At 66.9% G+C, this 12053-nt stretch carries 12 protein-coding genes; 8 read left to right on the top strand and 4 right to left on the bottom strand.

Translation table 11 applies throughout. The features are described from left to right. Nucleotides 1–407: 407 nt before the first annotated feature. Together ACFVYA_RS13850 and ACFVYA_RS13855 are read right to left on the bottom strand one after the other, a co-directional pair. Complete coding sequence (locus ACFVYA_RS13850) at nt 408–716, bottom strand: pilin (protein WP_387044968.1); 309 nt, start codon at nt 714–716, stop codon at nt 408–410. Nucleotides 717–892: 176 nt separating this feature from the next. Beyond that, a complete protein-coding gene (locus ACFVYA_RS13855) occupies nt 893–1777 on the bottom strand; it encodes a sigma-70 family RNA polymerase sigma factor (RefSeq protein WP_387044969.1) in 885 nt (294 codons plus the stop codon). Between the two features lie 385 nt (nt 1778–2162). Between ACFVYA_RS13855 and ACFVYA_RS13860 the strand changes: the two genes are divergently transcribed. The 6 genes from ACFVYA_RS13860 (at nt 2163) to ACFVYA_RS13885 (ending at nt 7015) form a co-directional block, all read left to right on the top strand. After that, a complete protein-coding gene (locus ACFVYA_RS13860; protein WP_387044970.1) occupies nt 2163–3041 on the top strand; it encodes a hypothetical protein in 879 nt (292 codons plus the stop codon). A gap of 29 nt (nt 3042–3070) precedes the next feature. Then, nucleotides 3071–4114 carry a TRM11 family SAM-dependent methyltransferase gene (locus tag ACFVYA_RS13865; protein WP_387044971.1) on the top strand — a complete coding sequence of 348 codons (1044 nt, stop codon included), beginning with the start codon at nt 3071–3073 and terminating at the stop codon, nt 4112–4114. Next, on the top strand, nt 4111–4680 hold the full coding sequence (locus ACFVYA_RS13870; RefSeq protein WP_387044972.1) for a VUT family protein: 570 nt from the start codon (nt 4111–4113) through the stop codon (nt 4678–4680). The genes ACFVYA_RS13865 and ACFVYA_RS13870 overlap by 4 nt, the downstream gene beginning before the upstream one ends. Continuing rightward, nucleotides 4677–5546 carry a hypothetical protein gene (locus ACFVYA_RS13875; RefSeq protein ID WP_387044973.1) on the top strand — a complete coding sequence of 290 codons (870 nt, stop codon included), beginning with the start codon at nt 4677–4679 and terminating at the stop codon, nt 5544–5546. Before ACFVYA_RS13870 ends, ACFVYA_RS13875 begins: the two co-directional genes overlap by 4 nt. After that, a complete protein-coding gene (locus ACFVYA_RS13880; RefSeq protein WP_387044974.1) occupies nt 5543–5731 on the top strand; it encodes an excisionase family DNA-binding protein in 189 nt (62 codons plus the stop codon). Before ACFVYA_RS13875 ends, ACFVYA_RS13880 begins: the two co-directional genes overlap by 4 nt. A 69-nt stretch (nt 5732–5800) precedes the next feature. Beyond that, on the top strand, nt 5801–7015 hold the full coding sequence (locus ACFVYA_RS13885) for a tyrosine-type recombinase/integrase (protein WP_387044975.1): 1215 nt from the start codon (nt 5801–5803) through the stop codon (nt 7013–7015). 128 nt (nt 7016–7143) lie between these two features. On the opposite strand, the gene ACFVYA_RS13890 is transcribed toward ACFVYA_RS13885, so the two are convergent. Together ACFVYA_RS13890 and ACFVYA_RS13895 are read right to left on the bottom strand one after the other, a co-directional pair. Further along, the gene (locus ACFVYA_RS13890) at nt 7144–9459 is read right to left on the bottom strand and encodes a hypothetical protein (RefSeq protein ID WP_387044976.1); all 2316 of its coding nucleotides are present in this window, start codon (nt 9457–9459) and stop codon (nt 7144–7146) included. Between the two features lie 302 nt (nt 9460–9761). Continuing rightward, nucleotides 9762–10286, bottom strand: coding sequence for a hypothetical protein (locus ACFVYA_RS13895; RefSeq protein WP_387044977.1), 525 nt, complete (start codon nt 10284–10286; stop codon nt 9762–9764). Nucleotides 10287–10519: 233 nt separating this feature from the next. On the opposite strand from ACFVYA_RS13895, the gene ACFVYA_RS13900 reads away from it, so the two are divergent. Then, nucleotides 10520–10858 carry a hypothetical protein gene (locus tag ACFVYA_RS13900; protein ID WP_387044978.1) on the top strand — a complete coding sequence of 113 codons (339 nt, stop codon included), beginning with the start codon at nt 10520–10522 and terminating at the stop codon, nt 10856–10858. A gap of 866 nt (nt 10859–11724) precedes the next feature. Continuing rightward, nucleotides 11725–11955, top strand: a complete 231-nt coding sequence (locus tag ACFVYA_RS13905; protein WP_387044979.1) for a hypothetical protein — start codon at nt 11725–11727, stop codon at nt 11953–11955. Nucleotides 11956–12053 lie beyond the last annotated feature (98 nt).

Here is a 12053-nt window from a genome sequence, read left to right on the forward strand (position 1 = left end):
GGCTGCGGGATGCAGTTCGGACCCTGACACGGCGAGCTGGTGGCCGGCGCGCAGCCGGGATCCAACGAGCCGGGAAAGCACGACGGCGGAGCGGGCAACGCGGTGATCGGCGGCAGGGGAGACGCCGGAATCGACGGAGGCGAACTCGCGCTCGGGAGGTGGCATACCGGTTCCGCAGAACCCGGCGCGCACCCCGGGTTGGGCGGCAACGGCAACGGTGGCTGTGCCGGGGCGAACTGGACTGCGCCGATGTGCCGCGGGCCGGAGGCGGCTGCGCTGGACGCGACGCCGCCGAGCACGGCCGCAAGCAACGTCGCCAAGGCGGCGAGCCAGAGCAGGCGGCGACGTGACGGCGGAGCTGAATTTCCGGGGGCGACCATGCGACGTGAGGTGCGGGCGGACATCGGCTACACCCCGCCGACGATCGTCTTCAGAATTTCGACGACGAGCGGCGCGAGGGCGGCGAGACCGAACCCGATTCCGGCAGCCTTGAACGCGCCCTTCGCCTTCTCGATCTCACCGGGGTCGTTGGACGCCATCAGGTAGCGCAGGCCGCCGATCGTCAGGAAGACGAGCGCGACGCCGGCGAGGATGCCCATGATCCACGAGCGAATGTTCGACAGGACCTGATCGACCGACTGCGCAAGCGCGACGTAGTGCACCGTCTCCGCGTGGGCCGTGGAGCGGCTGAGCAACAGCGCGGCGATGGCCAGCATGCAGGCGAGCGCCCCGACCGGGAGCCGACGCGGTCGCACCCGAGAGAACGGAGCTTTCGGCACAGAATCGGGCCGACGGCAGGTCGTCGCGCGAGCTGAAACTCGAGCCGTTGTGCGGTGGTCGCGGCGGGTCGGTGGCCGGCGGATGGGTGCGTGGTGGTCGGGGCGGTGGGTGATCAGTCGCATGAGGACGCCTCCTGAACGGCGCCCGGTTCCGACGTGGACCGGGATGGGCGAGGGCGGGCGGGCACTCGCGTCCCGCGGTCACCAACTCCGGATTTCGGCGACCGGGGAGACACCGGACGCCGCGCCTTCTCGGGCTCGCCGGCGACGTTGCGCCGCGTCCGCCGGTGCGCCGCCAGGTCGCTCTCGCAGAGGGCGCTCAGGTAATCGGTCAGCCTGCGCTCGGCGCGGTGCCGGGCCTGCTGCGTCGCCTTGTACGTCTGGCCGCGGGCCTGTGCCGCCTCGGCGAGTGACATTTCGCCGAACCTGGTGTCGCCGATCAGCGCGGCGTCGGCGGCGGTCAGGACCCCGGCGTCGACGGCGGCGAGCAGAACGAAATCGGGGTGTCCGCCTGCGTGCTCCGGCCCGGGCGCGCGAGCGCCGAGGTCGGCGACCGGGGCCGCGGCGTCGAGCGCCTCGCGCAGAGCACGGTGGCCGGCGCGGTAGGCGGCCCACCGCAACCGGACGAGGATCGCCGGCCGATCGAGGTCGACGTCAGGGAGCGCTTCGAGGAAGCCGGTCAGCACCGCGGCGTGGATGTCGTGGACCTCGCCGCGGAACCGGCTGGTCAATTTGGCCGCGACCGGCAGCAGCACCGGCAACGCGAGCCCGACGCACGCGACCGTCCACGTGCCACCCTCGGCACGCGACCGCGTCACGAGAGCTGTCCACACCGCATCCCGCGTCTGCTGTGGACATCCTTTCGCGACGGTCAGCTTGCCAACTTCGTCCAGCGGCACGAGCCGGGACGGCAGTCCGCGGACCTGGCGGCCGTCGAGGGCGACTGGGTGTGGTCCGGTGACCAGCCAGGCGAATGCAGCGCGGGCGGTATCGAACACGCCGGACTCGCCACGCGGACGCGTCGTCGGACTGGTTGTGGGGTGTTTTGGTGACGAGGGCTGGTCCATGGCGGCACTCCTGAGCGACTGGAACGTGACGTCGCCAGGAAGCCCGCCGGGGCGCCTCAAAACCGCTTCAAGCCCAGGTCAGAGGCGTGACGAACCCGCTTCAGGACCGTTTCGCGTTTGCGTCTCGCCCTCGAAATCGCAGGGGGGATTCGACAGCAGACCTGCTCAGACTTCGCCACAGAGGTTCGGCCGCCGGACGGAAAACACGGATTTGGCGTGACGGTGTCTCTTGCCGACCTCGTTGCCGGAGTTAGCCGACGACCGCGCAGAAGCCGCCGACTCGATCGGTCGGTGGCCCGCCCCGGAGGTTCCGCTCGTGACTCGACGCCCGCCGTCCGCAACCAACCGCCCGTCCAATCGAGACGACTCCACTCGCCGACCGCGCACTCGTCCCGCCAACGGCGTCCCGTACCCGGGTGCTCCCGATCCCGTCGGCACGAGCTCCCGCACTCGCCGCTCCCCGAAGCGGGCGGCCGCCACCCGCGAGCTGGCGCCGATTCCGCCGACGGTGTGGACGGCCGGGCCCGACCCGATCGATCCGGCAGCCGCCTGGCCGGTACCGATCATCGAAACCATCACGACCAGCTTCTCGGCACCCGGCGCCCAGGTTCTGCTCGCGCCGTGGCCCGCCGGTGAGGGAGCCGCACGTCGCGGAGTCGGCGCCGGCGAACTGGACGCCGCGCTCGACGCCGTGCACGAGCTCGGTCGCCACCCCGCGATCACCAAGCTCGAACCGCGGACCACGGACGCGGGGACCGTGAGCGGCGTGACGGCGTCGGTCTCGGCGGTGGCTGTCGAACGAGTCGACTTGGTCATCACGTCGCTGCCGCCCGAACGCGGCGCCGACGGCTCGGCGGAAGCGGTGGCGATCGCGGCAGCGCAGGCGCTCACGTTCGGCGGCATCCTCGCGGTCTACACCCATAGCGACTGGTCGAGCGGCCGGTTGACCGACCCGTCAGGCCCGATGATCGCGGCCGCGCAAAACGCCGACCTGCTCTACCTCCAACACATCGTCACCCTCCACACCCCCATCCGGAACGGCCGCCTGCAGCCGCCCACCGCGACGGACCGAACCGACGGTGCGCGCGGCGGTCGAGAACTCGCCGCGCCAATGACGCACGCGCGCGTGCACGGCGACGTCCTCATCTTCGCCCAAGCCCACGCCGACGCCGCTCAGCCAGAAGACCTCCGATGACCAGCTGACCGAAAGGCACGGGCACCACCATGACCACCACGCAGTCGAACACCCCGACGTCCTCGGTCGACGAGCCGACCATGCCGCTGCCCCGCGCGTTCATCGACGCCCTCGACACCACCCCGCCCGCCGACGCACCGACGGACTTCGGCGAGCTGCCGGTGTCGGTGTGGGCGACCGCGCAGACCTCGCCAGCCGCGCAACGCAAAGGCCGATACGTGCCGGAGTCGACCGCACACCCAGCCAAGATGCTGCCCGCCGTCGCAGCACACGCGATCGAGCACTACACCAAGCCGGGCGAAGTGGTACTGGACCCGATGTGCGGAATCGGCACCACCCTGGTCGAGGCAATCGACCTCGACCGCCGCGCCATCGGCGTCGAATACGAGCCACACTGGGCCGCCATCGCCCGCGCGAACCTCCGCCTCGCGCGCAAGCGCGGCCACGAACACGACGGCCAAGTCGTCCGAGGCGACGCCCGCCAGCTCGAGACCCTTCTGCCTCGCGAGTACGTCGGTCAGGTTGCGCTGGTCGTCACGTCGCCGCCGTACGGCCCGTCGGTGCACGGCCAGGTCTCGACCGGACCCGAAACCGAGGACGGCAAGGTGCGCAAGCACCATTACCGCTACGGCAGCGCACTCGACCGCGGCAACCTCGCCAACATCGGCCACCACCGTCTGCTGGCCGGCTTCACCCGCATCCTCACCGCCTGCGCCCGCGCCTTGCGCCCCGGTGGCCACGTAGCGATCACGGTCCGGCCGTGGCGCGAGCATGCCGAACTGATCGACCTCCCGTCCCAGGTCATCGCCTGCGGCATCGCAGCCGGCCTGGTGCCGGTTGAACGTTGCGTCGCCCTGCTCGCCCGCGTAGCGGAAAGCGACCTGGTCGCGCGCGGCAGCTTCTTCCAGCGCGACTTCATCCGCAAGCAGCGCGAGGCGGGTCTGCCGCTGTACCTGATCGCGCATGAGGACGTCATCGTGTTCCGTGAAGGCTTCCGGCCTGTGATCGACGACCCATCCTCCAGGACCGCCGGGAAGCAGCATGCTGCTCCGTTGGGTCGGCGAACGGCATGACCACCGCAAGGCCGGACACGGTGACAGACCACCTCCGAGATCCAGCAGCCGCAGTTCGCCGAGGCCGATCAGCGGCCGCGCTCGGCTACGTCGGGGTAATCCTCACGACGAACGTCGCCGCGACGACGGGCGCGACGCTCGACCTGGCACTGCTCACCATCCCGGTCGGAGCCGTGTGCGCTGGAGCGGTCCTCGAAATCCAAGATCACGTGCACGAGGCGTTCGGTCCGCGAGGAGTCGCCGCGGCGATCGGCTGCGGCACCGGTCTGCCGTGGCTGCTGGGATCCCCGGCAGCCACGACAGCCAGTGCTCTCGCCTTCCTCTTGTCGGAAACCATCGACGCGTACATCTACGCCCGGCTGATGCGCCGGCGAAGCCAGGCACTCGCGATGATGGGTTCGAATGCCGCGGGCCTCGTAGTTGACAGCGTCGTGTTCGTCCCGCTGGCCTTCGGCACCTGGGCGCCGCTAACGGGTCAAGTCGTCAGTAAGGCCTTCGCGACGGCGATCGCGGTCGGAGTACAGGCAGTTGCACGGGCGACACGGCAGCGGCTGGTGGCTCGATGAAGTTCTACCTGGGAACGCATCAGCCGGCATGGCTCGCCCGACGGCTCGGCGTCCGCTTATTCGTCTCGCACCGCCGCCTCGCCGGCCGTAAGACGATGCCGCGAGCCCAAGGACCGTGGGCTCTGGACTCCGGCGGATTTACCGAGCTGACGATCCACGGGCGGTGGCGCACCACTCCGGACACCTACGTCACGGCGGTCCGCCGCTACCGGGCAGAGATCGGCCGGCTGGACTGGGCAGCGCCGCAAGACTGGATGACCGAACCGGAGATCCTCGCCCGCACCGGGCTCACCGTCACCGACCATCATCGGCGCACCGTCGACAGCTACCTGCACCTGCGCGAGCTGGCGCCCGAGCTGCCGTTCATCCCGGTCTTGCAGGGCCAGATCATCGCCGACCACCAGCGCTGCGCCGATATATACGAACGTCACGACGTCGACCTCGCCGCGCAACGGCTCGTCGGGCTGGGCAGCGTGTGCCGGCGCCAAGCCAGCCAGGAAGTCGACGACATCGTCCGCGCCCTGGCCGAACGAGGGCTGCGACGGCACGGCTTCGGCGTCAAAACCACAGGACTCCGGCGCTTCGGCGACGTCCTCGCCAGCGCGGACTCGATGGCGTGGAGCGCTCGCGGCCGCCGCGAACCTGGCTGCGCGCCCGGGCACCGAAGTGAGGCGAACTGCCTGCCGTACGCACTGGCGTGGCGGCGCACCCTCATCGACAGCCTGAGCACCAGCCAGCGCGTAAACCCGACAGCCGGGGCCGGCTTGTACGCGTCCGCTTCGCAGACGCGCCACCAGAACGAAGACCCGAGTTGTTCTGCCGTCGCGGTCATGCGGTGGCCGGCATTAACGAGGTGCATGCCATGAGCGAGGAACGGTTGTCGCGTCGCGCCTGGACGCCGCGGGAAGTCGCGACACAACTCGGAATTCCCTACGAGACAGTACTCGACCTGATTCATAAAGGCAGTATCAAGTCTCTGAAAGCAGGACGGTATTACCTGGTTCCTGATTTCGAATTAGACCGCTACCTGCACTCGTGTCAGGGATGCTAGCGTCAATGTCGATCAACAGTTTGAAGCGCTCGAATTGCCTCGTAAATGACATCCTGAAGGAGTCCTGCTGTGGGCAGGTTGTCGACACCGATAGGCGCCTACGGCGTCATCGCCGTCGAGAAGCAACCCAAAACCAAGAAGCAGGGCGCGCGCTATCGCGCGAGCACCTACTTCAGGACAAGCGACGGCACCCTGCAGCGGGTGCGACGGCAAGCGGTGGGCAAGGACCTGGCCATCAAGCGGCTGAAGGAAGCTATCGGCGACCTCACGACGAAGTCGACCGACGGAGAAATAAGCCGGTCGACCCGATTTGAGAAAGTAATCACCCTGTACCTCGATGAGCTCGAAGAAGAGGCGAGCCTGGGAAATTTCTCGCCGACTTCCGTCCGGCTCTACCGCAGTGTGCTCAAGAACTGGGCGACCCCTCCGCTGGGGCAGCTGCAGTGCTACGAGGTCAACGTCACCCGCTGCAGCAAGGTGATCAGAGACGCCCGAAGGAAGAAGAGCTACGACACGGCGAAGACCTTGAAGGCGGCGATGTCGGGCGCGTGTGACTACGCGGTCAGGCACGGCGCCATGGACGAGAACCCAGTCCGCAAGATCGGCCGGATGACGCGCAACGGCGAGCAGAAAAAGGTGGAAGCGCTCACCGCCGAACAACGCGTCGACCTGCTCGCCAAGCTGCGCGCGTACGCACTGACCCGCCAAACCGACGCCCGCGGCCGGCCCCTCGGCCCCCGCGGCCAGCTCTGGCTGGACCTGGCCGACCTGATGGAGATCATGCTCGCCACCGGAGTCCGGATCGGCGAAGCGCTGGCGATCCTGGGCACCGACATCGACCTCGACGCCAAGACCGTGGCGGCGAGCCATCACATCATCCGTGTGGCGGGAGCTGGTCTGGTTCGCCGCCCCCAGCGCAAGGGCAACCAGGACGAACTTCTCCTCGGTGTGCCGGCGTGGGCCCTGTCGGTTCTATGCAGACGCAAGATCGCAGCAGGGGACGGACCGATCTTCGCCTCGTTCGCCGGTGGCTTCCTCGATCCGTCGAACGTCATCAACCGGCTCAGCGAGGCGGTGGTCGCCGTGGGGTATGAGTGGGTCACCAGCCACGTGTTCCGCAAGACGGTCGGCACCGTCCTCGACGAGGCAGGCCTGCCGACGACAGCGATTGCGGACCAGTTGGGCAACAGCCGGCAGGTCGCCGAGCGCCACTACCGCAAGCGTCGCGTCGCGAACACGGCGAACGTCGCCGCCCTCGAGGACATGATGCCCGCGAGCGGATGAGATCGAGTGTTCACTGTTCAACCACAGGCCCTGGATCTTAAGAAGTGGCGCGGCCGGCGTGTCGACTTGGCGACCTTGACTCGTGGGGCCAAGCACGCGTGGTGTGGAGGCACGGACGGTGACACTGATCAGGGGGTGTCGGCAACCGGCCTCAGACCGAATTCTTCGGCGAGTGCATCGAGTTCGGCGTCGTCAACAGTCGGATCGTTGAAGTACATGGCGAGTTCGAGGTTGCTGTCTTCGTCGAACAGCAGACCGTAGGAGCGGTCCGACTTCATCTGGTGGCGCTTGAGGCGCATGTACGCCTCGAGATGCCGTCGGACCGGCTCCAAGGCGGATTCACGCGGGCGGGAGCCGAGGAAGACAGTCGGGTGGCCCCAGACGCCGGAAAAGGAAAACACGGCCTTGTGCGGTTGGCCGTCTTGACGGGTCAGACGGACGCATCGGTCGATGGCGTCGAGCACGTTTTGCTGCGCGTCGCCGGCCAGTGCGAGGATGTCGGCGCCGAAGCGGATCATTCCGGTTGCGTGAGTGTCGATCACATCGATGAGGTCGAGGATGCGAGGCACCGCATTGTAGGTCGGCTTCGAGGGCGGAGGGTCGTCGTCGTGCATTTGTTCGCGGGCCATCCAGGCGTTGAGAGGGAGGCACTGGTCGGCGACTCTGATGGAGGCTGCGGCCCGGGTGCGCTCTTGCCGATCTCGGTCGGGGTCGGGATCGACGTAGAGGTCCGCGTTCATGAAGAGCATGAAGAGGTCGAGCTCGTCAGACGCCTTGTAGTAAGTGGCGACGTCGGAGTCAGTGCGGCGGCGTAGGTACAGGAGGAACTCGGACGGACGGTCGCAGACCTGGGCGATGGTTTCGAGGTCGTGCAGGGACGTGACCCAGGGGGTGCGTTCGACGGGAAGTAGCCCGGTTTCACGATGGTCGCCGAGTCTGGTGCCGAGGGGACCGACATCGTCGAGGAGCGCGACGACCGACCGCACTTCTCGGATTTCTGACAAGTCGAGCCAGGTACCGTCTTCGAGCCAGAGACCGGAGTTGGTCTCGATGAGTGCTTGGAGGCGCGCGGCTTGCTTGCAGCCGTCGCCGATGGTGGCTTTGAGGTCGTTCCAGAGCCGCTTGACGTCGCCTCGGCGTGCAGCTGACGCCATCGATTTGCCTTTGACCTCGACGCAGATGGCGACGTCGCCGACGATGAACAGGCCGTCCCCCTCGACCTGCTTTCCCACGGCTTTCGGGTTTGCGCAATCGTGGCTGAGGAGGGTGTGGGTTTTGTTGTCGTTGGGCGCGTAGTACGTGAACGCAGTTAGCTTCGGAGGGGTCCGCAGCAGCTTTTCGAGTGAGCTGGTTGCGAGCCGCTCGCTGACTACCTGGCGGACCTTCTTGTCGTAGCGGTGGAACGGCGTCGTGCCGACGAGCGCAGACTCCACGATCCGCCGGAGCGAGTCGAGCCCCACTCCGTTCGCGGTTTCCACGTAGTTGCCCGCACCGTCTGAAAGCAGAGGAGTGAGGTGAAACGGATTGCTGCTGGTGAGGAGGTCGTAGACTCTGCGGGCGGGGGTGATGCTGTCGTCGAACGTCTGGGCGTAAGACTCCAGGACGGCTCGGACTACATCTACGTCGGCGCCCGAGTCGGTGGCTATGTCCTCGGCAGTGATGATGGCCCGGTCGGCCGGCAGAAACATGAACGGGATCATCCGTGTCATGAATTCGCTCACATCGTCCTCGGGGACCTGGTCTGGCGGCGTTCCGTGGTGCTGCATCACAATCGCGCCAGTCTCGTCGCGCAGCTTGGTCATCCGGTCGCCGCCGAGCTTTTGCATGGAGTGGCGAACCGTGACGACGTCGGGGTAGGTGTAGCCGAGGTGCTCGGCCATGAGCGGGGCGACGATGGTGTTGTCGAACAGTTGGGTTTCGTGGTTCTCGCGGATGGTGTCGTATTGAAGGTTTCGGATGTGGAGGACCGCGCCCTGGTACTCCGCGGCCAGCGGTGCGAGCGGGTCGTCGCTGATTCGTGCTTCGATCAGCTGTCGATAGGTGGCCAGCCGCCCGAGGCGTTGGGCGCGGCTGTGGAGCTCACTGACGGCTTCGTGCGGGCGAGTGTTCATTCTGGGCGTGTCATTGGGCTTGCGGGACTTGCGGCCGAGCAGCATCGCAGCGATGATCTCGATGTTGAGCGCCGACCCTTCCCATGCGAGGTTCGGGTCTGGGACCGGCGGGAACTCCCGCATCCGCATCAGCTCGATAACGTCGAACGCGTCGGCGTCTTCGACGAGCTTGAGCATCTCGTCGACCTCAGCGACCACTTCACCGTGAAGTACCCCGCGAGCCTCGGGAACGGTCCTGCACTCACGGAACAGGCCGAGCTCCGTCAGCGGGTCACCAAAAGGCGCTGGATCGGGGTTGCCCTTGACCTTTGCGTCGGTTTTGCGTCGTGGCATCGTCACATCCTCTTGTCGAGAGGGCGAGCTTACGAGCTGGCCCCGACAGTTTCGCGCGCGATCACACCGCGCGCCGCCGGCCATCGTGGTCGATGGCTGGTCGACACCAGGCGTCTGCGGCGCCACAGTCAGTGCGGGCCGCGCAGCGGGCGACCTTGCGATCCGGCCAGCCGGTCAAGGTCTACGCCGCGGAGTTCCCCGTCCCGGTCGTCCGCGATACACGTTCCGCGGTCCTTGCGTTCCGGGCGCCGGTCGATCGTCCGCCAGAAGTCTCGGGCGTGCGGGTGTTTCGTCGTCTGCGCTCAGCCGCCGAGTGCCGCCTGGTACGCCTTCGCCTGGTCCGGCGTCAGGAACCGCGAAACTCGCACCAGCACACCGTTTTTCACGTAGTCGTATTCGCCGACCGCGGGCATCCCCTTCGCGATCGACTGGATGAAGTCCATTCGCGCCTTCGCGCCGGCCTCGTCTGTGTACACCTCGACGGAGCCGCCGCGTTCTACCGCGTCCTCGTCCAGGTACTCGACGTCGTCGGCCTTAACGCGCGAGTCCGAGAACGCTGTCTTCGAGATGTAGCCGTTCGGCCGGCCGAGCAGGTGGTTCGGGTCGTCTTCTGCGGTGTAGGTCTTGAACGGCTTGACCGTGGGGATCTTGTCGGTGAGCGTCTTGGTGACGTCGTCGGCGGACTTCGGGCCGCTGGCGGCTTCGGCTGGGGCGATGACACCGCCCGAGTCAGTCGCCGTGGGTGCGCCGCCTGAGCTGCTGCACGCGGCCAGCGAGAGTGCGGCAGCGGAGACGCCGACGGCGAGAACGGTACGGCAGGTGATCACGAACCCTCCAAGTTGGTGACGGTCAACGCCGGTATGTCTCGCCGGGCAGATCTTGTGTTACGTCAAGCAATGAATTCGTTACCGTGGCGTAGCCTGGCGCGACTGAGGCCCAGAGGCGCATCGCCGGACGGACTGGCAGATTGTGCGGTATGAATAGCGTGCCTCAACCGAGCTTGCTCCAGAATGGCGCCTGGATCGCCACGATACTCAGCGGCTTGTCCATAGTGGCCGGCGTGATCGTGTGGATCTTCAAGCAGGCCCGCGGATGGCGAGAGCATCGACGTGCCATCCGGCATCGCAACTGGCACGGCTACATCGTCATGGGCTCGATTTCGAGCTGGTACGTCCGGGTCGCCGATGACCCCAAGAGCCCGACCGGTCGGATCGTCGTGGACGTGCTCAACGGTCCTGACGGCACGCCGGATGCCAACCGGGCGTATTCGATGCGCCTGCAGATCAAGGCGGACGGAATCATCGCCCGAGCGCCGACGTCAGGAGAAGACGCCTTCCTCAAGTCGCTGGGCCGCAGGCGCGGTGGGGGAAATGACCCGGAGGGGTTCCCGGTTCGCTGACCGCCGCGGCCGCCCGCGCGGCGGCGTGCTCGGCGTCGAACCTCAACACTTGGCCAGCGCATGACCTGGGGAAGCTGACGGCGTCGAGCCGAACTAGCGCCAGGTGCGCCGTGCGAATCGCGGCGATCTCCTGGTTCTCGTGTGCGCCCAAGCCTTCGAGCGTCGCATGGATCTAACCGACCCCTGTCGCGCTTAGGCCGCGCTCGCGCATACCGCTAAGTCGCTGGAGCAGGTATCGACGCTACAGATACCGATTGTGAAGAGGAATGCTACACAAAGTGAGAGCACGATCGGGGAACAACGTCACCGACCCGCTGGGTCCTGGCCTGCGACATTGAGGGCTATCGGCGGACGCGCTGGGTCATCTCCCACATCCAACTCGCTGATGACGAGAAAGACTGCCCGTTCTACGGCCGCGACCAGGTCGTCGACGAAATGGCCGAGCGCGTGCAGGTCCTGACCACGCGGTTGGCTTCCCAGTTGGTCCTCTCCCTCCTGCGTGAATCACCGACTGCGCATACGAGGCACTGCGGTGATCAGAGTCAAGAGATCGGAGATTCCTATTGACATCACCCGTATACCGCTCGATTCCTCGGATAAGGCCTGATTGATTGTCCACTTGGGACAGTTAAACCGCTCATCGTTCGGCCGAACTAGTCAGCAACTGCCGCTTGTCGCACCATTCGGCGCGAGCACCCCGAGGCGGCTAGACGGAACTGTGGCCGACGGGCCAGTGCGGGAGGGGCCCCTTGGATTCCAAGGGGCCCCTCGGGACCTCCGCCCGAGAAAGCATGTGGAGCAACCAAACCGCCTGCAAGCCTGTCGGTTGGTCCACACGAGTGAACTCAGACAGAGGAGTCTGCATCGTGACGATACGCCACCGCGGCGTGTTCAAGCCAGCCCGGAGACCGGACAAGCGTCCAGACAGGATTGCGAATCCAACCCTCTGGCGGACCGTCGGCCACGCTTTGAGTAGCTGGTCGGGCGTTTTTCGCGTGATTTTGCTTGTCACGGTTCCGATCGTGATCATTCTCGTCGCCGCGTGGTTATTCCATATTGCCATCGAAGCCGGGCCGGTAAAAATCACGCACAGCTGACGGTTGTCGCCGCGGGGCCCCGGGGGGGGGGCCGCCGGGGGGGGGATGTAAGGTAATAAGCGCCCGCCCCCGCCGGGGCAGGAGTGGTGGGGGGGAAA

The organism is Amycolatopsis sp. NPDC058278, from assembly GCF_042881395.1.
GTDB lineage: Bacteria > Actinomycetota > Actinomycetes > Mycobacteriales > Pseudonocardiaceae > Amycolatopsis.